This window comes from Bradyrhizobium sp. JYMT SZCCT0180, assembly GCF_018130165.1.
GTDB lineage: Bacteria > Pseudomonadota > Alphaproteobacteria > Rhizobiales > Xanthobacteraceae > Bradyrhizobium.
The window spans coordinates 285,989-308,347 of sequence record NZ_JAFCLZ010000005.1 but is presented as its reverse complement, the minus strand read 5'-3'; the positions used below and the strand labels follow the sequence as shown (position 1 = coordinate 308,347).

The 22,359-nt window shown below is 63.4% G+C and carries 17 protein-coding genes; 14 read left to right on the top strand and 3 right to left on the bottom strand.

Annotated elements, in window-relative coordinates:
* The first annotated feature begins 114 nt into the window (after positions 1 to 114).
* From JQ641_RS09980 to JQ641_RS09955, 6 genes are all read left to right on the top strand, one after another.
* Complete coding sequence (locus JQ641_RS09980; RefSeq protein ID WP_211995785.1) at positions 115 to 960, top strand: CmcJ/NvfI family oxidoreductase; 846 nt, start codon at positions 115 to 117, stop codon at positions 958 to 960.
* An 81-nt stretch (positions 961 to 1,041) separates the two neighbouring features.
* A complete protein-coding gene (locus JQ641_RS09975) occupies positions 1,042 to 2,277 on the top strand; it encodes an MFS transporter (protein ID WP_211995784.1) in 1,236 nt (411 codons plus the stop codon).
* A gap of 72 nt (positions 2,278 to 2,349) precedes the next feature.
* Positions 2,350 to 3,666, top strand: coding sequence for an aspartate aminotransferase family protein (locus JQ641_RS09970; protein WP_211995783.1), 1,317 nt, complete (start codon positions 2,350 to 2,352; stop codon positions 3,664 to 3,666).
* A 58-nt stretch (positions 3,667 to 3,724) separates the two neighbouring features.
* Complete coding sequence (locus JQ641_RS09965; protein WP_211995782.1) at positions 3,725 to 5,389, top strand: hydantoinase B/oxoprolinase family protein; 1,665 nt, start codon at positions 3,725 to 3,727, stop codon at positions 5,387 to 5,389.
* 2 nt (positions 5,390 to 5,391) lie between these two features.
* Positions 5,392 to 7,434, top strand: a complete 2,043-nt coding sequence (locus JQ641_RS09960) for a hydantoinase/oxoprolinase family protein (RefSeq protein ID WP_211995781.1) — start codon at positions 5,392 to 5,394, stop codon at positions 7,432 to 7,434.
* 208 nt (positions 7,435 to 7,642) lie between these two features.
* Entirely contained in the window at positions 7,643 to 8,878 is a 1,236-nt protein-coding gene (locus tag JQ641_RS09955; RefSeq protein WP_211995780.1) for an ABC transporter substrate-binding protein, read from the top strand.
* 116 nt (positions 8,879 to 8,994) lie between these two features.
* Here JQ641_RS09955 and JQ641_RS09950 read toward each other — a convergent pair whose 3' ends face one another.
* Positions 8,995 to 10,209 (bottom strand): mandelate racemase/muconate lactonizing enzyme family protein, encoded by a 1,215-nt coding sequence (locus JQ641_RS09950; RefSeq protein ID WP_211995779.1) that lies wholly within the window; start codon positions 10,207 to 10,209, stop codon positions 8,995 to 8,997.
* 239 nt (positions 10,210 to 10,448) lie between these two features.
* A complete protein-coding gene (locus tag JQ641_RS09945; RefSeq protein WP_211995778.1) occupies positions 10,449 to 11,690 on the bottom strand; it encodes an amidohydrolase family protein in 1,242 nt (413 codons plus the stop codon).
* Between the two features lie 165 nt (positions 11,691 to 11,855).
* Here JQ641_RS09945 and JQ641_RS09940 point away from each other — a divergent pair, with 165 nt between their 5' ends.
* A complete protein-coding gene (locus JQ641_RS09940; protein WP_211995777.1) occupies positions 11,856 to 12,275 on the top strand; it encodes a nuclear transport factor 2-like protein in 420 nt (139 codons plus the stop codon).
* Positions 12,276 to 12,427: 152 nt separating this feature from the next.
* Here the strand turns inward: JQ641_RS09940 and JQ641_RS09935 are convergent, their stop codons facing one another.
* On the bottom strand, positions 12,428 to 13,186 hold the full coding sequence (locus JQ641_RS09935; protein WP_211995776.1) for a GntR family transcriptional regulator: 759 nt from the start codon (positions 13,184 to 13,186) through the stop codon (positions 12,428 to 12,430).
* Between the two features lie 194 nt (positions 13,187 to 13,380).
* On the opposite strand from JQ641_RS09935, the gene JQ641_RS09930 reads away from it, so the two are divergent.
* The 7 genes from JQ641_RS09930 to JQ641_RS09900 all read left to right on the top strand — a co-directional run bounded on the left by JQ641_RS09930 (position 13,381) and on the right by JQ641_RS09900 (position 22,345).
* On the top strand, positions 13,381 to 14,241 hold the full coding sequence (locus tag JQ641_RS09930; protein WP_211995837.1) for an ABC transporter ATP-binding protein: 861 nt from the start codon (positions 13,381 to 13,383) through the stop codon (positions 14,239 to 14,241).
* 2 nt (positions 14,242 to 14,243) lie between these two features.
* Positions 14,244 to 15,020, top strand: a complete 777-nt coding sequence (locus tag JQ641_RS09925; protein WP_211995775.1) for an ABC transporter permease — start codon at positions 14,244 to 14,246, stop codon at positions 15,018 to 15,020.
* A 43-nt stretch (positions 15,021 to 15,063) separates the two neighbouring features.
* The gene (locus tag JQ641_RS09920) at positions 15,064 to 16,089 is read left to right on the top strand and encodes an ABC transporter substrate-binding protein (protein WP_211995774.1); all 1,026 of its coding nucleotides are present in this window, start codon (positions 15,064 to 15,066) and stop codon (positions 16,087 to 16,089) included.
* A gap of 158 nt (positions 16,090 to 16,247) precedes the next feature.
* Positions 16,248 to 17,690 carry an amidohydrolase family protein gene (locus tag JQ641_RS09915; protein WP_211995773.1) on the top strand — a complete coding sequence of 481 codons (1,443 nt, stop codon included), beginning with the start codon at positions 16,248 to 16,250 and terminating at the stop codon, positions 17,688 to 17,690.
* 139 nt (positions 17,691 to 17,829) lie between these two features.
* Complete coding sequence (locus JQ641_RS09910; protein ID WP_211995772.1) at positions 17,830 to 20,274, top strand: CaiB/BaiF CoA transferase family protein; 2,445 nt, start codon at positions 17,830 to 17,832, stop codon at positions 20,272 to 20,274.
* Positions 20,274 to 21,353 carry an ABC transporter ATP-binding protein gene (locus JQ641_RS09905; protein WP_211995771.1) on the top strand — a complete coding sequence of 360 codons (1,080 nt, stop codon included), beginning with the start codon at positions 20,274 to 20,276 and terminating at the stop codon, positions 21,351 to 21,353. Before JQ641_RS09910 ends, JQ641_RS09905 begins: the two co-directional genes overlap by 1 nt.
* Complete coding sequence (locus tag JQ641_RS09900) at positions 21,350 to 22,345, top strand: ABC transporter ATP-binding protein (RefSeq protein WP_211995770.1); 996 nt, start codon at positions 21,350 to 21,352, stop codon at positions 22,343 to 22,345. The genes JQ641_RS09905 and JQ641_RS09900 overlap by 4 nt, the downstream gene beginning before the upstream one ends.
* The last annotated feature ends 14 nt before the right edge of the window (positions 22,346 to 22,359 follow it).

Genomic DNA, 22,359 nt, shown 5'->3' with positions numbered 1-22,359 from the left:
TTCCCGTATCGCACCTGCGGGAACGGCAATTTTGCTATTTCCAACGTGGTCTTGTGGCGGAGGGCCGGCCAGCCAAAATCAAATCGAACCAACAATAGAGTCCAGGAGAATGCCATGGGCCTGCAACAAGCAAAACTCGAGTCGCTTCCCTTCGTCACAGGCGAACTCAACTACCTCGCGCCAAGCCCCGGAAAGCCGCGCACCTACGCCTTCGATCCGCCGCCGGGCGAGCCCAGATCGACTGCGCTGCCCGAACCCCATCAGGTTCCGATCTTCGACGCCCGCCTGATCGCGGGTAACCTCTCGCTGGACCGCCAGGGTTTTGCCCTGGTACGGCACCCGACCAGCGTCCGGAATTTCTACGACGATAAGGAGGTGCGGAACGTCTACTATCCCGCCGCCGAAGCTTTCCTGCGGGCGACCTTGAAGGCGGATCGCGTCGTGATATTCGACCATACCGTTCGCAAGCGCGTGGAGGGGGCTAGCGATGTGCGAGGCGCCGGCCCGCGCCAGCCGGCCACGCGCGTCCATGTCGACCAGACCGAACTGTCAGGGGCGAACCGGGTTCGCGAACATCTGCCTGACGAGGCGGACGAACTCCTGAAGGGCCGGGTCCAGGTGATCAATCTGTGGCGGCCGATTCGCGGACCGCTGCGCGATACGCCGCTCGCGATGCTGGACGGCCAGACCCTGGCGCCCGGCGATCTTGTTGCCTCCGACCTGATCTATCCGAACCGGCAGGGCGAAACCTATTCGGTGAAGTACAACCCCGACCATCGCTGGTACTACATTCCGGAGATGATCGCGGACGAAGCGCTGCTGCTGAAGTGCTACGATTCGGCGACCGACGGCCGCACGCGGTTCGGGCCGCACACCGCCTTCATCGATCCGACGACGCCGGCTGATGCGCCCCCGCGCGAAAGCATCGAACTGCGGACGCTGGTGTTCCACAAACACTGATCTGCCCGCCGGGAATGGAGGTTGGCATTCCCGGCGTATCGGTGTTACCCCGGCTGCAACAAGGCCGGGAAGAAACGAAACATGGACGGCGGCAAGGCCGACGACGCGGATGTCAACATCCGCGCACTGATTTTTGCGCTTCTGGCGCTGGCCTGCGGTCACATGCTGTCGACCCTGCTGCGGACGATCCCGGCCGTCAGCCTCGATGTGATGGCCGCGGATTTCAAAACGTCGCCGCAGGCGCTGGCGAGCCTGACCTCGATCTATCATTTTTCGTTCGCGGCATCGCAGATACCGGTCGGCGCCGCGATGGATCGTTTCGGCGTGCGGCCGGTTTCGCTTAGTCTGCTGATTGGAACGATTGTCGGCGCGTTGGCGTCCGGCCTGGCAACCGGGCCGGAGAGTTTTCTGTTCGGACAATTCCTGCTCGGGGTTGCGAACTCGGGCATGTTGATGTGCCCAATGACGCTGGCCGCAAAGCAATTATCTCCGGCGCGGTTCGGCCTGTGGTCCGGACTGATCCTGTCGATCGGCAATATCGGCATGCTGCTGTCGTCGAGCCCGCTCGCTTTCGTCGTCGAACAATGGGGATGGCGGGCAGGGTTCTGGATTTCCGCGGCCTTCGGCGTGGCGGTAGCGCTCGCCGTTTACGCTCTGGTGCCGAACCAGCGGGCTGAACATGCCGATCGTTCGTCGCCGCTGTCGCAGATGGCAAGCGTCCTGCGCATCGGCGTGTCGCATCGGCTGCGCGGCCTGATTGCCATTGCGCTGGTCTCGCTGGCGGCCGTGCTGGTGCTGCGGGGATTGTGGGGCGGGCCGTGGCTGATGGAGATCAAGGGGCTCAGCCGGATCGGGGCAGGCAACGCGCTTGGCCTGTTCACGATCGCGCTGATCGTCGGGCCTGCTCTGATCGGACTTTTCGACCGAAGCTTTGGCCATCGCCGCGAGGTGCTGGCGGCCACGCATTTCCTGGCGGCGCTGCTGCTCGCCTTGATGGCGGCGGGCGCGTCTCATTTTCCGGTCTCGGACCTGTTCGGCGTAGCGGCGATGCCGGCTCAGTATGACATTGTCCTGCTGGTGTTGATCGGTTTTGCCATGTCGGCCCAGCCACTGGTGTTCGGCATGACGCGGCAACTCGTGGACGAGCAGAACACCGGCAAGGCGTTGTCAGCGGTCAATCTGGCGTTCTTTCTGGGAGCCGCGCTGATGCAATCGGCAACCGGCGTGGTCGCGGCGCTCCTTGGACTACCTGCCGTGCTGCTGTTCATGGCCGCGGCGCTGATCATCGGGACAACGCTGTTTTTGCTGTATACCTAGCAGACCGTTTTCGGCTTTCGTCAAAAGCGGCTACAAGGTCAGGCCGAAGTTTCAGGGATGGTGGAAGATCGCATGTATCCGGATCCAAATTCCTCGTCGCAAAAAATGTACACCCGCGCACTGGCGAGCCTGCCCGGTGGCAATACGCGCACCACCGTCTTCATGAAACCGTATCCGATCTACGCCGCGCGCGGCGAGGGATGTCGGGTGTGGGACCTCGACGGCAACGAGTTCATCGATTGCATCAACAATTTCACCTCGCAGATTCACGGCCATGCACACCCCGTGTTGATCAAGGCCGCGACCGCGCAACTAGCGCTGGGATCGGCGTTCGGGATGCCGACCGAATCCGAGGTCGACCTTGCCGAACTGCTCGCCGCGCGATTGCCGTCGGTCGACCAGGTGCGGTTCTGCAATTCAGGCACCGAAGCTGTCATGATGGCGTTGAAGGCCGCTCGCGCCCATACCGGCCGTCCCAAAATTGCAAAATGCGAGGGCGCCTATCATGGCTCCTATGATTACGCCGAGGTCAGCCTCGATCCGACGCCGGAAGCCTGGGGCCGCAACGCGCCGGTGTCGGTCGCTTACGCCAAAGGCACGCCCGACAATGTGCTGGCCGATGTCCTGACCATTCCGTTCAACGACACCGAGGCCGCGGTCAGTTTGATCCGCGAGCATGGCCCAGAACTCGCCTGCGTCCTTGTCGATCCCATGCCCAATCGCGCCGGTCTGGCGCCGGCCGATCAGGCCTATCTGGAGGCGCTGCGCAAGGTGACGCGCGAGGTCGGTGCGCTGCTCGTGTTCGATGAAGTCATTACGTTTCGGCTCGGCTATCGCGGCGCGCAGGGTCTGTTCAATATCGACCCCGATCTGACCACGCTCGCAAAAATCATCGGCGGCGGGTTTCCGGTTGGCGCGGTGTGCGGCCACAAGGAATTCATGGCCGTGTTCGACCCCCGGCCGGGCAAGCCTGCGCTGCCGCATGGCGGTACATTCTCCGCCAATCCGGTGACGATGCGCGCCGGTATCGCGGCGATGGAACTGCTGGACGAGGCGGCGTTCGCGCGGCTCGATGCGATGGGGGAGGCGGTCCGATCAGGGATCGACGCCGCGTTCCGCCGCCACAATGTTCCTGGCCGCACCGTCGGGCTCGGGTCGCTGCTGAAGATCCATCTCGTCGATCGTCCGGTGCGCGACTATCGCTCGGCCTATCCGACCGAAGCGGAAGCCAGGCGTCAGGTGGTTTTCAACCAGGCGCTGCTCAATCGTGGCGTGCTGGCGGCGGGCAATGGATTGATGGCATTGTCGACCCCGATGACGGATGCCGATATACATGCGATCATCGATGCCGTATCGGGCGCGATATCGGAAGTGTCGGCCTCGCTCTAGGTTCAAGAACAACAAGGCAAGCAAGAACAACAAGGCAAGCAAGAACAACAAGGCAAGAATGTCCGCCAAGATCGATCCCATCACACGGTCCGTCGTCCAGCATCGGCTCAGTTCGATCGTAAAAGAGATGGGCGAAGCCATGCTTCGCACCTCCTATTCGCAGATCCTCAATTCCAGCCGCGATTTTTCGCTGGGCATTTGCGATACGCGCGCCCGCCTGATCGCCCAGGCCGATCATCTGCCGGTGCATGTCGGCGCGTTGCCATGGGCGACGATCGCGGTGGAGGAACGCTTCAAGGACGTCAAGCCGGGCGACGTCTTCCTGCTCAACGATCCCTATTATGGCGGCAGCCATCTGCCTGATCTCACCGTCTTCGTGCCGGTATTCGATGGCGACAAGCCGTTGCTGTGGACCATCGTGCGCGCCCACCAAAGCGACATCGGCGGCGCCACCCATGGCGCCTATAATCCCGGGGCAACGGAAATCTGGCAGGAGGGCCTGCGCATTCCGCCGATCAGACTTTCCGAGGCGGGGCGGCCGCGCGAGGACCTGCTCGAGATGCTGGCGCTGAATGTGCGAAACCCGCGCGAATTTCGCGGCGACCTTGCCGCGATGCTGGGCGCGGCGCATCTCGGCGAACGTCGCGTCGCAAAACTGTTCAGCGAATTCGGCGCTGATGTCGTCGAAGCCGCGATCGAAGCGATCCTGGATGCAACCGAAGCGCAGACCCGCGCCGTGGTCTCGACCTGGAAGGACGGCGTCTTTCACGGCGAGGCGTTTCTCGACGATGATGGCCACGGCCGCACGGACATAAGGATCGCGGCCAAGGTCACCAAGAAGGGCAGCGATGTCGAGGTCGACCTGACGCAGTCCGATCCGCAATCGACCAGCTTTGTGAATTCCTCGCATGCCAACATGCAGGCCGCGGTCGCGATGGCGTTTGCCTATCTGATCGACGCTGACATTCCCAAGAACACCGGCGCGCTGCGGCCGCTGAAGGTGATCGCCAAACAAGGGACGATCGTCTGGGCCGATCCGGGCCGGCCGGTGACGCTCTGCACCAGCCATCCCTCAAACGAGATCGTCGAAGCGATCGTGAAGGCCATGTCCGCCTCCTGTCCGGAACGCGCGATGGCCGGATGGAGCCGCAGATTCCGGATCGCGATTCAGGGCGAGGATCCGCGTACCGGAAAGCAGTTCATCTGGCATTTGTTCCAGGCTCGACCGGGCGGCGGCGCTTCGTCCGGCGGCGATGGTTACTCGTCGATCGGCGAATGGCACAGCGTCGGTGGATTGAAGTTCGGAAGTATCGAGGTCGCCGAGGCGCGCTTTCCGTTGCACTTCCGCCAGCATGAATTCCGCGAAGGCTCCGGCGGCGACGGCCAGTTCCGCGGTGGCCTCGGCGTTGCCCTCGATCTGGTGCTGGAGACCGAAAAGCCGTCGCGCGGCAACACCGCGGGCGACGGCGCACGCCATGGTCCGTGCGGCATGCTCGGCGGCGAGGATGGCGAGCCGCATCATTATCGCCTGCTGTCCGAAGGCCGCGCGCCGCGCGTGTTGCGCACCAAGGAAGTCGGCATCGAACTCCATCCCGGCGATTGTCTCGAGATACGCTCGTCCGGCGGCGGTGGCTGGGGGCCACCGTCGAAACGTTCGGCGGAGGCGCGGCGACGCGACGCCGAGCAGGGATTGACCAGTGTTTCCGCGGAGCGACGTGGCTGACGATGTACACAATCGGAGTTGACGTCGGCGGAACCTACACTGATCTCGTGGCCACGGATGCGACCGGGCGCACGATATTCGCAAAATCGCCATCCACGCCGGCCGACCAATCGATCGGCGTCATGACCGGCCTGGAAGAACTGGCGCGGCGGCTGAACACGACACGCGCGGAAATGCTCGCCGTCACCGATCGGCTGGTGCACGGGACGACAGTTGCGACCAACGCGTTGCTGGAGCGCAAGGGCGCCAAGGTCGCGCTGCTGACCACCGAGGGCCATCGCGACGTCATCGAAATGCGCGAAGGCCTCAAGCCCGATCGCTACGATCTGCGCTCGCCGCCGCCGGAGCCCTTGGTACCGCGCGAACTGCGTTTTGGCGTTCGCGAGCGGCTGAAGGCGAATGGCGAGGTTTTGACTGCGCTGGATCAGCGCTCGCTTGACGAGGCCATCGCCGGCATCCGGAAATCCGGCGCCACCTCGGTCGCGATCTGCTTCCTGCATTCCTATCTCAATCCCGTCCACGAACTCGCCGTGGTCGAGCGCCTGGCCAGGGAGTTGCCTGACGTCAGCGTGTCGCGTTCCAGCGACGTGCTGCCGCAGATCAAGGAGTATGAGCGCGTCTCGACCACGATCGTGAACGCCTATGTCGAACCGATCGTCCGGCGCTATCTCACCAATCTCGAACGGCGCCTGAAGGAGGCCGGCCTCAAGGGCAGCCTGTTCGTGATCCTGTCGCATGGCGGCATGGCGCCGGTCGAGGAAGCCTCACGCCTCGCCGCGGGCACGGTGCTGTCGGGGCCAGCGGGCGGGATGTCGGGCGGCCGGCGCTGTGCTGAATTGTTGGGTATTCCCGATCTGGTGCCGTTCGACATGGGTGGAACCAGCACGGACATCTCGCTGATTTCGGACGGGCAGGCCTCGCTCTCCGCCGATGGCCTCCTCGCGGGCCAGCGCATCGCGTTGCGCAGCCTCGATATTGCGAGCATCGCCGCTGGCGGCGGTTCGATCGCCAGCGTCGATGGCAGCCGCACGCTGCGGGTCGGTCCGGAAAGTGCCGGCTCGATTCCGGGCCCGGCCTGTTACGGCAATGGCGGGCAGGCGGCGACCGTCACCGACGCCAATGTCGTGCTCGGCTATCTCGATGCGGCGGCCTTCATGGGCGGGCAGCGCCCGCTGGACCGCGCGGCGTCGGAAGCTGCGGTCGACCGCGTCGGCGCATCCATGGAGCTCTCGCGCGTCGAGGCCGCCGCCGGCATTTACCGCATGATCAATTTGAACATGGCCGACGGCATCCGGTTGATGACGTTGCGGCGCGGCGTCGATCCCAGGAAATTCGCGCTGCTGAGTTTCGGCGGCGCAGCGGGTCTGCACGGGGCCGAAGTCGCGCGCGAACTGGAGATCAAGCGCATCATCGTGCCGACGGTGGCCTCCGTGCTGTCGGCATGGGGAATGCTGACCAGCGATCTGCACTATGAGATGAGCCGCACGCATTACGGCAAGGCGGCACGCATTTCAGCCGGCGAAGTGCGTGAGCTGTTCGCCGAACTGGAGCAGGCGGCCGCCGGTCGGCTGCGCTCATGGTTCAACGGGCCGCTGTCGATCGAACGTTCCGCCGAAATGCGTTACGGCGAGCAGATCTTCGAGATCGACGTTTCGCTTGACGGTCTCGACTGGAATGCGGCCGACCTCGTCGACCGGATCGAGCAGCGCTTCCATCGCAAGCACGAGGAACTTTATACCTACGCGTCGCCCGGCCAGGAGGTCGTGTTCGTCAATGCGCGCGTCGCGGCGGTCGGCACTGTTGCGCCAAACGATCAGAATACGCGGCCGGCAGCATCTGCCAGCGCTTGCGCGCCACGCGGCAAGCGACAGGCGTTCTTTGGCGGCTGGCGCGAGGTGCCGGTCTATGCGCTCGATGCGCTGCAGCCCGGTCATTCCTTCACTGGTCCTGCCATCATTGAGGCGGAAACCACCACGGTGCTGATCGATACCGGCGACCGTGTCAGCGTTAATGCGCTGGGGTGGCTGGATATAACCCTGCGCTGATGGTGACGCGCCGTAGGGTGGGCAAAGCGAAGCGTGCCCACCATTCCTTGCGTGCTCGTGATGGTGGGCACGGCGCAAGTGCGCCTTTGCCCACCCTACCCATCTGCGCTGAACACAAAAATTGATTTCCAACAGCGCCGGTTTGGGCAGTATGCTCGCCAGCGCTGGGTTAGGCGTCACAAGCTTGAGTTAGCGTGAGGCCATGTTCATGAAAACAATAAAAGAAACTGGAACGATCCTGGCCCTGTTAGCCGCCGCGCTGTTCGCCGGCATTCCGATATCAGCACGTCAGGCCCATGGCGGCGGCGTCACCGATACCGAAATCCGCATAGGCAACATCATGCCCTATAGCGGGCCGCTGGCTGCATTCGCGGCGATTGGCAGGGCTGAAGCTGCCTATTTTGACATGATCAATGATCGCGGCGGCATCAACGGCCGCAAGATCAAATTCATCTCCCGTGACGACAGTTCCAATCCAAGAATGGCAGCCGAGCACACAAGCCAACTGGTGGAACAGGAGAACGTGCTGCTGATGTTCGGCTCGTTCGGTACGCCGAGCAATCTGGCGACGCGGACCTACCTCAACGAGAAGAACGTGCCGCAACTCTTTGTCGCGTCCGGCGACGAGGAGTGGGCGCACCCGAAGCGGTTTCCGTGGTCGATGGGCTGGCAGCCGACGTTTCGTGCCGAGGGACGGATTTACGCCAACTACATCCAGGCCTCCTATCCCGATCGCAAAATCGCGGTGCTCTGGCAGAACGATCAGTTCGGACGCGATCTGTTCAGGGGATTGCAGGAAGGGCTCGGCGTCACGGCCCGCATGATCGTGGCTGATATCGCCATCGAGGCCGATATGTCGATCGATGCCCAGGTCGACATCCTCAAGAATTCCGGAGCCGAAGTACTCGTGCTCAATTGCGCGCCGCCAATCTCGGCGCGCGCGATCCGCAGAGCGGCCGAACTGGGTTGGTATCCGGTGGTGGTGCTGGTCAATGCGGCGGCATCGATCGCGAATGCGCTGAGACCTGCCGGGCTTGCGAACGCCACGGGCGTGATCTCGACCTCGTTCCTCAAGGACGCCGGCGACACCACCTGGAAGGAGGATCCTTCGATCAAGGCGTGGCTGTCATTCATGGACAAGTATTATCCCGACGGCGACAGGGAGGATAGTTACGCCATCTTCGGCTATGCCGCGGCCGAAACCCTGGTCGAGGTATTGGCCCAGTGCGGCGACGACCTGTCACGCGAGAACATCATGCGGCAGGCCGCGTCGCTGAAGAATTATCAGAGCCCGGTCGTTTTGCCCGGCATTGCCATCAACACGGGACCTGCGGATTTTCATCCCATCAAGCAGATGCGGCTGGTGCAATTCGATGGCAACGCCTGGCAGCCGATCGGCGACGTGATCGAGAGCGCGTTTGCGAGCAAGCCGGGCGATAATTGAACCCCGAACTCGTCATGCCCGGGCTTGTCCCGGGCATCCACGTCTTTGGTGCGGCGAATAAGAAAGACGTGGATGGCCGGGACAAGCCCGGCCATGACGGAGCAAAAGCGCAGCGCCTACTTCTTCTGTCCGTAGTTCAACAACCCGCCCTTGCTCTTTGCCGGATGGGCGCGCAGGCCTTCCTCGTTGGGTTCGGTGCCCCAGCCCGGCCGATCGGAAATCACGAGGTGGCCGTCGACGATCTCGGGCAGATGGGTGAACAGTTCGTGGTCCCACGCCAGCCGGTCGATATCGGTTTCCATGATCCGCAAGTTCGGCACCGCGGCGCAGAAATGCGCGTTCATCATGGTGCAGAGATGGCCGTAGAAATTATGCGGGGCGACGTTGACCTCGAAATGCTCGGCGGCGGCCGCGATCTTCATCGATTGCCACACCCCGTTCCATGGCGTGTCGATGATCGCGACATCCATTGCCTGTTCGTTGAAGTAGGGCAGGAATTCGCGCAGGCCCAGCAGCGTCTCGCAGGATGAGATCGGATGCGGGCTCTGGCGGCGAATGTAGCCCAGCGCCTGCGGATTGAAGGTGTCGATCTCGACCCAGAACATATCCATATCCTTGATCGCGCGCAGGATCTTCAGATAGCCCTCGGTCTTGGCGTTGAAGTTGAGGTCGAGCAGCAGATCGACATCGGGCCCGGCGCCGTCCCTGATAGCTTCGAGGTGCATGCAGAGATTGCGGATTACCGTGCGGTCGACATTGATCTCCGGCTGGAACGGTGCGCCGAAACCTGGCCGCCAGCCCTGCGGCTTGCCGTCGGTATAGACGAAGATGTTGGTCTTCATCGCGGTGAAGCGCTTTTCGCGGACTTCGCGACCGATCGACTTGACGCCATCGAGATCGGTGATCGCGGGCTTGAACCAATCCGGATGATTGATGCGCCAGGTCGCGCAATGCGACCAGTAGACCCGGACGCGGTCGCGGATTTTTCCACCCAGCAGTTCATAGCAGGGCACGCCGAGCGCCTTCGCCTTGACGTCGAGCAGCGCGTTCTCGATGGCGCCGAGCGCCAGCGCCACCACGCCGCCGGCGGCAGGGCGCGTTGCGGCAAACAGTTCCGCGTAAATCCGCTCGTGCTGGAAGGCGTTCTTGCCGACCACCCGCGCCGACAGCCGCTCGATCGCCGCCGTGACGCCGGGCGCGCCAAAACCCTCGTCGTACTCGCTCCAGCCGACGATGCCGTCTTCGGTCATGATCTTGACGAAGTGGTAATTGCGCCAGCCGGCGTCGCAGGCGAGCGTTTCGACGCTTCTGATGGTGGATGATTTGGTCATGATTTCCTGCCCGGCTGTTGTTTTCGTTGATCGATAACAACAACGGATTGGCAGGGGCGTCAATCGCGGGTGGCAGCAGGTCACCAATGCGGATCGGCAGTCTGGCCTCGTGGTTCGAGACGCGCGGCGTAGCCGCGCTCCTCACCATGAGGGGCTAAGGCCACGCCGTGTGAACTATTGAACCTCATCCTGAGGAGCCGCGAAGCGGCGTCTCGAAGGACGAGGCCACGGTGCCGAGCCTAAGCCTGCGGCCGAAACAGCGTCGGTTGGCGTCGCTCGAACACCTGACGCCCGTTCTTGAAGCCCATCAGCACGTCGGGCAGTTCTGCGATCGCGTTCGGACCGGTGTCGGTGTCGAGGATGACAAGATCGGCGGGATTGCCCGGCGCGATGCCGTAGTCCCGCAGGTTCATCAGGCGCGCCGGCAAGTCGGTGACCAGATCGAGACAGGCGTCGAATTCGCTGATCCCGGCATGGGCGACATTGGCGTAGAAATTGGCCATGCGCAGCAGCGACGCATCGCCGAACGGCGTGAACGGATTGAGCACGTTGTTGGTCGCGACCGAACACAGCACGCCGTTCTCGACCAGCCGGTGCGCCACGGTGAGGCCGCGTGGCGCATTGTGGGTGGCGTCGCGGCCCATCAGATAGAGGTCGGTCGCCGGCAGCACGGTCACGGCGACGCCAGCCTTGGCCAGCCGTTCGGTTGCGGCCTTGAGGCGATCCGGTGGCAGTGCGGAGAGCTTAGTCGCGTGACCGATGGCGACACGGCCGTGATAGTTGCGCCGCTCGGTTTGCCGGCAGACTTCCTCCAGATGCCACCAGGACGGATCGAGATCGAAGTCGAGATGCAGGTCGACATCGACGTCGAATTCCTGCGCGAGATCGAACAGCCTTTCGAGATGCGCGTTCGGGTCGGTGTCCATATAGGGACAGCCGCCGATCGCTTCGCCGCCGTCGCGCAGCGCCGCGACCAGGAGTTCTTCCGCGCCGGGATCGTTGGTCAGGCCTTCCTGCGGGAACACGCAGATCGACAGATCGATCGCCCAGGCATAGTCGCGCTTCAATGCCTTGACCGCCTCGAAGCCGCGCAGCGCGATGCGTGGATCGATTTCGACATGCGTGCGCATCCGTGTGGTGCCGTGCACGATGGCGCGTTCGAGCACCCGCGCGCCGCGGGCATAGACGTCCTCGACGGTGAAATCGCGCTTCATGGCGGCAACCGCAGCGATCGCCTCGCCCACGGTGGCATGGTCGTGCCCGCAGCGGCCGAGCAGGCAGGCCTTGTCGAGGTGGATGTGGGTGTCGACGAAGCCGGGCAAAGCGAGCTTGCCGCCGACTTCGATCTCGGGTGCGTCGCAGGCCAGATGTGCCTCGATGGCGGCGATCCGCCCCTCGGATACGCCGATATCGACCGGGGTGGCGGAAGCCCGGGTCCGGGCGTTGCGGAAGATCAGGTCGAAGGCGGTTCGCGCGCTCATCAGGACTCTAGCTGTTTCCAGGCTGGTTTGAGGTGAGGGGAGCCTAGCGAAAGAGTGCTTTGGAGGCAGCCCCAGATTGTGTGCAGTTTCTAGGCCAAACTGTTCAAAATATGTGCATGCAATTTGAAGGTCCGATTGTAAGGTCTCCCATCAGGAGAAACTGCCATGTCCATTGCTGCCAAAGCTGAAGATCGCCCCCTTTCGGACGCCGAAGTGGTCGAAGCCTACCTCACGGCCTCGATGATCCCGGATCCCGATGCCGCGGCGGCCTACATGAAGCCAGGCACCATCATCACCTTCACCGGCGGGCGCGAATTCGATCATCCGCGCGGGCCGACCGGCTTCAACGCGGCGCGCTATCGCTGGGTCAAGAAGAAGATGGATCGTTTTGATGTCTGTCCGGGGGCGGACGAGACCGTGGTCTACAGCGTCGGCACGCTGTACGGCGAATGGATCGACGGCACGCCATTCGAGGGCAACCGCTATGTCGATCGCTTCGTCGTGCGGGGTGGCCAGATCGTCAAGATGGACGTCTGGAACGACAGCGCGGAGCGAATTCTAATTCAGAGAGGGATTGAGGCGTGAGCTTTCTTACCTCGCCCCGCTTGCGGGGAGAGGTTGGATTGCACGCAGTGCAATCCGGGTGAGGGGGTACAGGTCCTTCGATAGTCTTCACCGTGAGGATAGAGCCCCTCACCCCAACCCTCTCCCCGCAAGCGCGGGGCGAGGGAGAACAGCTACCTCGCCCTCACCACCTTCGGCATTTTCACGACGCGCTCGCTCTCGCCCTCATCGGCATACGGCGCCAGAATATCCAGCAAATCGCGGCCGCGCTGCGGGGCCGGCGCCACCAGGGCCCGGTTCGCCACGGAATCCAGATGGCTGTGCATCAGGCTCATCACCTTGGCCTCATCGCCCTTGACGAGGGCTGCGATAATCGCGCGGTGCTCGTTGATGGCGCATTCCGACGAATGCGGGCGGCTGTACAGGGATAGCGTCAGGCAGCAGCGATAGGCGACTTCGCTGACGTAGCGGACCAGGATCGGGCTGTTCGTCATCTGCGCGAGCAGGATGTGGAACTCGGTCGCAAGACGAATGGATACCGCGTCGGTGCCGTCGCGGGCGCCATCCTCGGCGTCGACGTGGGCGTTCAGCGTCGCGATCTGGGCTTTGGTCAGCTTGCCGGCGAGCTGACGCACCACGAGGCGTTCGAGTTCGATCCGGATGTCAAAGGCGTCGCGGGCTTCCTGCCAGCTTGGCGTTGCCACGACAGCGATCCGGTTGCGGCGAAGTTCGACGAGGCCTTCCGCGGCCAGTTGCCCCAGCGCATGGCGTGCAATGGTGCGGCTGACGCCGAAGCGTTCGCCGAGCGAATCCTCCGGCAGTTTTGCGCCGGGCTCCAACGCCTGCTCGATGATGGCGCGGCGCAGCGCGCGGCAGATCACCCCGACCTTGTCGGATGATTCCGCAGTCTTGCCGGCCGAACGAGGCGCCATCAGCGAATCCCTGGAGAAGTGCTTCGAATGCGCCCTCATATCACAAATGGACGACAATTGAGCGCCTGAATTGCATGCAGTTTGGCGGCCGGATTGCCTAAAAGGAATCCGCTGGTTTGCGCCTCCTTTTGCGATCCCGTTGATTTCAAAGGGGAGTCTTGCTGGCATCCGGCTTGCATGCACTTCTAGCCATGATGCGCATGCAACCAGATTCAGAATTCTCCGGCGCGCCGGTTCCAGCCGCCGCAGTCCCCGTCGCAATTGAGCTGTCGGACGCGTCCGTCACCTTCGGCCGGGGCGACCGGGCCGTGCCGGCGCTGTCGAAAACCACGCTTCGGATTGCCGACGGCGAGTTCGTCGCGCTGGTCGGCCCGTCCGGCTGCGGCAAGTCCACCATCCTGCGGCTGGCCAGCGGGCTGGTTCAACCGACCACCGGCGTCGTGATCGTCGGCGGTCGGGAAGTCGCGGCGCGGGCGCTGCGCGTCGGCATGGCGTTCCAGAATCCGACCATGCTGCCCTGGATGACGATCGAGCGGAACATCATGCTGCCGCTCAAGATCGTCGAGCCGTTCCGCTCGCAGTTTCGAAAACTGCGCAAGACCGAGTTCCGCGACAAGGCCAATGCGCTGCTGGAGCAGGTCGGCCTCAAGGGATTTGGCAGCCGTTATCCCTGGCAACTCTCAGGCGGCATGCTTCAGCGCGCCAATTTGTGCCGCGCGCTGATCCACGAGCCGCGCATGCTGCTGCTCGACGAGCCCTTTGGCGCGCTCGACCAGTTCACCCGCGAGGAACTGTGGTCGATCCTGCAAGAGCTCTGGATGACTCACAGGGCGACCGTGCTGCTGGTGACGCATGATCTGCGCGAGGCTGCATTCCTCGCCAGCCGCATCTGCGTGATGAGCGCGCGCCCCGGCCGCATCGTCGACGACAGCCCGGTCACCTTCAGCCGCCCGCGCACGGTGGCGATGACGTTCGAGCCCGATTTCGTGGCGCTGAACCAGAAGCTGCGCACCTTCATCGTCGATGCGCGCAGCGCGCCAGCCGAGGGAGCCTGACCATGACGGCAAGCGATATCAGACAAAAAGCCTGGTCAGCGGCACTGATCGTGCTGTTCTTTGTCGCCTGGGAACTGTTTTGCGTGATGACCGGGATGTCCGACCTGGTGCTGCCGCGGCCGTCGGAAGTTTTCGTGACGCTCTACCAGAAATTTCCGCTGCTGTGGCCGCATATCCTGCAGACGCTGGCGACGACGATGATCGGATTCGTGCTCGGCGTCGGACTTGGCGTCGTGCTCGGCGCGGTCATCGGCGTTTCCAAGACGGCTTACGACACGGCCTATCCGCTGCTGGTCGGATTCTCGTCGATCCCGAAAGTCGCTGTCGTTCCGATTTTCGTGTTGTGGTTCGGCTCCGGCAGCGTGCCGGCGGTGCTGACCGCGCTGTCGATCTGCTTCTTCCCGATCGTCGTCAACATCGCGACGGGGCTCGCGACCACGGAACCCGAGCTCGAAGACGTGCTCAAGGCACTCGGCGCCAGCAAGCTCGACATCCTATGGAACGTCGGTTTGCCCCGCACGATGCCGTTCTTCTTTGCGTCCTTGAAGGTTGCGATCAGCTACGCCTTTGTCGGCGCTGTTCTCTCCGAGACCGTGGCGTCGAACCGCGGCATCGGCAACGTGATGATGACCGCGTCCTCGAACTTCAACGTGCCTCTGGTGTTCGCTGGCCTGTTCGTGCTCGCCGGCCTCGGCGTCGCGCTCTATGTGATCTTTTCGCTGATCGAGGGCCGCGTCACCGGCTGGGCCACCCGCAAGAACGACCTGATCGCGACATGACGATTTCACCAAACGCCATCCAACCCAGTCGAGGAGGTTCACGATGTTAACGAAAATAAGCGCCGCGCTGTTGGGAGTAGCTTTGTTCGCAGGCGCCGCGAGCGCCCAGGAAACCACCATCAAGCTCACGCTGGGCTGGAAAACCCAGGGCAGCGACGCGGCGTTTTTCTATGCCAAGGACAATGGCTACTTCAAGGAAGAGGGCCTCAACGTCGTGATCGACCAGGGCGAGGGCTCGGGTGCGACGGTGACGCGCATCATGTCGGGCGCCTATGACGCCGGCTTTGGCGACGTCAACGCCATCATCCAGAACGCTTCGACCAAGCCGCAGGACGCGCCTGTGATGGTCTACCAGATCTGGAACCAGCCGCCGTTTGCAATCGTTACGAAGAAGACCAGCGGCATCAACACCATCAAGGATTTCGAAGGCCGCACGCTCGGCGGCGCGCAGGGCACGCCAACCACACGGCTGCTGCCGGTGTTCGCCCAGAAGAACAAGCTCGAGGGCGAGAAGATCAAGATCTCCAACATGGCGCCGAACCTGCAGGAGCCGATGCTGATCAAGGGCGACATCGACGCGGCCCTTGTGTTCAACATCACCAGCTATTTCAACCTGGTGCTGAACCGCCAGGATCCTGACAAGGACTATAAGTGGTTCTCGTTCGGTGATTACGGCCTCGATCTCTATTCCAACGGCCTGATGGTCTCCCGCAAGCTGATCGCGTCCAATCCAAAGGCGGTCGCCGGCCTCGTTCGCGCCGTCAACAAGGGCATGATCGCGGTCGCAAAGGACCAGAACGCCGGCATGAAGGCGGCGCTGAACTATGACAATCTGATCAATGTCGACGTCGAAAAGCGCCGGCTGCAGTATTCCTTCGACAAGCTGATCGTCTCGGCCGAGATGAAGGAAATCGGCGTCGGCGACGTCAAGGACGACCGCATGACCCGCGCCATCGGCATCATCGTCGAAGGCTATCAGCTTGCCCGGGCGCCGGCGGCATCGGAAATATTCTCGCGCGAATTCCTGCCGCCGCGCGCGGAGCGTGAATTGAAGTATACCGCGAACTAACCGCGTCATTGCGAGCGCAGCGAAGCAATCCATGCTACCCTTGCGGACAAAGATGGATTGCTTCCGCCTTCGCCCGTTGGGCTACGGCGGACAAGTCGTCGCTTCGCTCCCTTGCGCAAACGCTTCGCGTTTGTCGCAGGCAATGACGGAGTGCTATAATGCCTATAGCAGTTGCCGCACACAGCCTGTTCTCCGGTCCTGACCGCGGCTTGCTCGAAAACGCCGTGTTACGGCACGACGGCGGCGTCATCACCTCCCTTACCGAGGGCGCGCCGCCCGCAACCGGCCCGCGCTCCCTCATCCTTCCCGCCTTCGTCAACGCCCACGACCACGCGCGGCCGGCGGCGTCTTCGTTCGGCGCGATCGGGATGCCGTTGGAAAGCTGGATCTTGCGATCCGCGCTCGGCACGCCGGTCGATCCCTATCTCACCGCGGCCTCCGCGCTGGCGCGTTCGGCGCGCGCGGGGTGCGCGTCGATGATGGTGCATTACACGCGGCCGAGCGGGACTATGCCGCTGGTCGACGAAGCCAAGGCGATCGCGCGGGTGGCCTCCGATGTCGGCATTCGCATCGCGTTCGCCCTTGCGGCGCGCGACCAGAATCCAATCGTCTATGGCGATAGCGAGCCGGTACTGTCGGAGTTACCCAGCCACGATCGCAAGACGATCGAGGAATTGTTCGTCCGTGCGCCGATGTCGCCCAAGGCTTATATCGACCTCACCGATGCGATTGCGTCGGCGATCGCTGGCCCCAAGATCGACGTGCAGTTGGGGCCGGCGGGCGTGCAGTGGTGTTCAAAGCCGCTGCTGGAGGCGGTCGCCGAGAATTCGGCGCTGACCGGCCGCAGCATCCACATGCATCTGCTGGAAACGGTCTATCAGCGCGCCTGGGCGGATGAGCACTTCCCTGATGGTATCGTTCGCTACCTCCGTGACATCGGTTTTCTGTCGGAGCGGCTGACACTGGCGCACTGCATTCACGCAAGGCCCGACGAGATCGAGATGATCGCCGCCTCAGGCACGCGCATCGTCACCAATTTCAGTTCCAACATGCATTTGCGCTCGGGCCTCGCGCCGATCGCCGCCGCGCATCAATGCGGCTGCGCCATTGCGGTCGGCGTCGATGGTCTGGCGCTGGACGAGGATGACGATGTGCTGCGCGAGATGCGCCTGGTGCAGATGTTCCACGGCGGTCTCGGCTTCAAGCGAACCTGGACGCCACATGAGTTCTTCGGCCTTGCCATCGCCAATGGCCGCAAGGCGACCGGCGCGCCGGGAACAGGCGCGCTGACGCCCGGCGCGCCGGCAGATTTCGTCACCATCGATCTCGATCGCCTCGATCGCGACCAGATCATGCCGGTCGATCCGATCGAACTGCTGTTCGCGAGAGGCAACACGTCGTTGTTGCGCGAGGTGGTCGTCGACGGGCGCACGATCGTCAGCGAAGGCCATTGCACCGGTGTCGACCTTCCCGCGATCGAGAAGGAGTTGCGCGGCATCTACCGCGTCAATGCCGGCAAATTCGGAAACTTCCAGCGCGCATGGCCGCCGCTTTCGGCTTCGCTTCAAAACTGGTTCGAAGCGCAACTGGATTGCAGTTAAGCACTTCGCATCGTTCGCAATTCCGTATCACGGAAGAAAATTCCGCTTGCATCGACAGGCGGGCAAGGTTTCATGGTCAGCAATAAAAAACTGAACCGGCGCGCGCATGACGTCGGTCGTTTGGCCATGAGGAAGCGTGATGGGCGCGTTGTCGCATCTGCGGATTGTCGAGATCGGAAGCGCTGCGGCGACCAGCTATTGCGCGCGGCTGTTCGCCGATTTCGGCGCGACCGTGCAGAAGATCGAACCGCCCGCGGGTGATCCGCTTCGCCGCACCAAGCCGTTGACGCCGGAAGGTCACAGCGCCTGGTTTGGGTTTCTTAATTTCAACAAGTCGAGCGTGGCGCTCGATTGCAGTGACGCCGACGCTTCATCGCGCCTAACCGAACTGATCGCGGCGTGCGACATTTTGCTGGACGGCCGCGACATCGATGCGGCGGATTGTCCGGCTTTCGATTCCGCGGTTATCAAGCAGCGCAACCCCGGCCTCATTCATCTCGACGTAAGCTGGTTCGGCCGCGAGGGGCCGTATGCGAAATTCGAAGCGACGGACTCGACGATTCGCGCGTTGAGCGGACTGGTAAAACTGGTCGGACCGGTTGAGGGACCGCCGATGCATGCGCCGGACTTCCAGACCGGCATCTTCGCCGGCCTCTGGGGTTTCATCGCGGCGGCTTCCTCGGTGTTGGGCCGGATGCAGGACGGTCGGGGACGGGCGAACTCCCTGAGCATCTTCGAATCCAGCATCGCGGTGACCGAATACATCATGTTCGAGTCGTTCGTGCACGGCGACATCATGCGGCGCATGGGGGTTAACAGGTTCTGGCCGACGTTCCCGGCCGGCATCTACGAAACCAAGCAAGGCTGGCTCGGCGTCACCACGGTAACTCCGGCGCAATGGCGGTCGTTTTGCGAGATGCTGGGGCTGCCGGAATTGCGCGACAATCCGGCGCTGTCCATGGGCGTCGATCGCCTGCAGCATATTGCTGACATCGAGGCCAAGATCATTCCGCGGCTGAAACAGTGCACCGCGCAGGAATGGTTCGCCGAGAGCCTGCGCCGCAAGATTCCGATCGTGCCGGTGCCCGACATCAGCGACCTCATCGCCGACGAGGAGAAGAAGGCGCGCGGCGCGATCGTGCCGATTATGATCGGCGACGAAACCGGCTTTACGGCGGGCTCGATGCAACGCTTGACCGGAACACCGCCACGTCGCGGCGGCGCGGTTCCCGATATCGGCGAGCAAATGCTCGGCTGCGCGCATGTCAGCGAGGCCGCGAAACGGGTGCCGGTGCCTGCAGACCAGGGATCAGACCGCCTGCCGCTGGAAGGTATTCGCGTGATCGATTTCTCGATGGGCTGGGCCGGGCCGATCTGCACGCGGACGCTGGCCGATCTCGGCGCCGACGTCATCAAGATCGAGGCCACGCAGTATCCGGATTGGTGGCGCGGCGTAGACCGGCGGCCAGCCTATGTTCTCGAACAGATGTACGAGAAATCGGTGCGCTACTGCATCATGAACCGCAACAAGCGCGGCATCACGCTCGACCTGACCCGGCCGCAGGGCCTCGATCTGGCAAAACGGCTGCTGGCCGATGCCGACGTTGTCGTCGACAATTACTCCGTCGAGGTGCTGCCAAAGCTCGGGCTCGGCTATGAGGTGCTGAGCAAGCTCAATCCGAAGCTCGTCATGATGTCGATGTCGGCGTTCGGCGCCGGCAGCGTGCACCGCGATTGCCGCGCCTATGGCTCGACGCTCGAACAAGGCTCGGGCCTGCCTAGCGTGGTCGGCGATCCCAGCGGCCCGCCTGTGATGAGCCACACCGCGTTCGGCGATGCCGTCGGCGGCTTGAACGGCTGCGCCGCGGTGCTCACGGCGTTGATCCACGCCAAGCTCACCGGCAAGGGCCAGTTCATCGATCTGGCGCAGATCGAATGCATGATGCCGTTTGCGGCGCCCTGGATCGTGGCGCATTCGATCGACGGCAAACAACCGGTCAGGTACGGCAACCGCCATCCGGATTTCGTGCCGCATGGCTGCTTCCCCTGCGCCGGCGCCGACAACTGGATCGTGGTCGCGATTTCCAGCGATGCGATGTGGCCAAGGCTTGCAAAACTTCTCGGCCGTGCCGATTGGGCCACCGATGGCTGGCTGAAGACGGCGGTGGGGCGGCGCGCCATCGAGCGCGAGATCGAGGCCGCTATCAATGCATGGACGTCGGCGCGCGACCCGGAATCGGCGATGAAGGCGTTGCAGGCAGCGGGCATCGCGTCAGGCGTCGCGCGGCTGCCGATGGAGCTGCTGCGGGATCCGCAGCTGCATGCGCGCGGCTTCATCCAGGAAATCGACCGTGCCTTTATCGGAAAACACCCGCAGCCCTCGATGCCGTTCCGTGAGGGCGCAAAGCCGTTTCCGATCCGAAGCGCGCCGCCGACGCTCGGCGAACACAATCAGGAAATTCTCGGCGGGCTGCTCGGGCTTTCCGATGCCGAGATCGATCAGCTGGCCCGCGAGGGCATCATCGGAACCGAGATGCTGATGGAGGAACAGCTCGTGAAAGAGAAGAAGCGGGCGGCGGGTTGATGGCAGCGGACCAGCCGGCACAGCGGGGATCGGAAGCGGTTGCGGGCGGCCCGCAGGCGCTGATGTCGGTGCGCGGCCTCGGCATCCGCTTCAAGACCTCGCATGGCGTCTGGCAGGCGACCCGCAAGATCGATTTCGACATCGCGCCCGGCGAGCGCGTCGGCATCGTCGGCGAAAGCGGCTGCGGCAAGACCATCACCGGTCTTTCGATCCTGCGGCTGTTGCCGAACAATCTGGCCGGGCTGGATGGATCGATCCACTTCGACGGCACCGACCTGGCGTCCTGCAGCACGCGCCAGATGCGGGCGATCCGCGGCCGGCGCATCGCGATGATCTTTCAGGAGCCGATGAGCGCGCTCGATCCGGTGTTTACGGTCGGCCATCAGATCGCCGAGACGCTGCGGGTTCACACCGGCGTCACCAGGGAAGAGGCGAGGGAGCGCACGCTTGATATGCTGCGCCGGGTCGGCATCGCCTCGCCAGAGCGCCGCATCGACGATTATCCGCACCAGCTTTCCGGCGGCATGCGCCAGCGCGTGATGATCGCAGCAAGCCTGATCTGCGGGCCGCAACTGTTGATCGCGGACGAGCCGACCACGGCACTCGACGTCACCGTGCAGGCGCAGATACTGGAACTGTTGCGCGACCTCAGCGAAACCTCCAATACGGCGTTGATGCTGATCACGCACGATCTCGGCGTCGTCGCCGAGACCTGCACGCGCATGATTACGATGTATGCGGGCGAGGTGATCGAGGACGCCGCGGTGGATGACGCGCTGGTCCGGCCGCTACATCCCTACACCTCCGGGCTGTTGCGTTCATTGCCGCATCTGAGCCCGCGGCATGGCAAGCTGCCGTCGATCCCGGGCCGGGTGCCGTCGATCATGGACATGCCCAATGGCTGCCGTTTCAAGGCGCGGTGTTCGCATGCGGTCGCCGGCTGCGAGAAGGAACAGGCGCTGCTCGATGCCGGCAATGGCCGCAAGGTGCGCTGCTGGCGTTTTCGCGAGCTTGATCTGCCCGGAGCCTTGCAGCACGCGGCGACGGCGCCGATCGCAGCGATGGTGACAAGCCCATGACGCCGCAGGCCGCCGATAACGCCATTGTCTCGGTGCGCGATCTGCAGGTCGGCTTCCAGACCACCGATCGCCGCGCCGTCGTGAAGGCGGTGGACGGCGTCAGCTTCGACGTTCGTCGCGGCGAGACCTTTGGCATCATCGGCGAATCCGGATCGGGCAAGACCACCATCGGCCGTGCGCTGGTGTTCCTGCTGAAACCGAGCGGCGGCGCGATCCTGCACAATGGTATCGATCCCCTGGCGATGCCGCGGCAACAGTTCCAAAGCCATCGCCGCGACTACCAGATTATCTTCCAGGATCCGAATGCCGCGCTGAACCCGCGCATGACGATACTATCGTCGGTGCTGGAACCGCTCGAACTGGCGCGCGCAGGATCGAAGGCCGAGCGGCTGCAGCGGGCGCATGAGGCGATGGACCGGGTCGGCTTGCCGCTGGACCTTGGCGAGCGCTATCCGCACCAGCTGTCCGGTGGCCAGAAGCAGCGCGTGGTGATTGCCCGTGCGCTCACGCTACGTCCGAAGATGATCGTCTGCGACGAGGTGGTGGCCGCCCTTGATATGTCGATCCGCGGCGACGTGCTCAACCTGTTCGCCGAGCTGCAGCGCGACCTCGGGCTTACCTACGTTTTCATCACCCACGATCTCGCCGTGGTATCCCATATAAGCGAACGCATCGCCGTGATGTATCTGGGACGTTTCGTCGAGCTAGGCCCGACCGAAAAAGTCTCGGAACGGCCGCTGCATCCCTATACCCAGGCGCTGCTGTCGGCCGAGCCACGGCCGCTGCCGTCGACTATGCGCGGTAACAACCGTATCGTTCTGCAGGGCGAAATCCCAAGCCCGATCGATCCGCCGTCCGGATGCCGCTTCCGCACCCGCTGCCAGTATGCGCAAGCCGTCTGCGCCGAAAAGACGCCGGACTGGCGCGAGCTGATGCCCGATCACTGGGTCGCCTGCCATTTCGCCGACCGCCCGAATTTTTCACCGAACTAACAGAAGAACCGCCG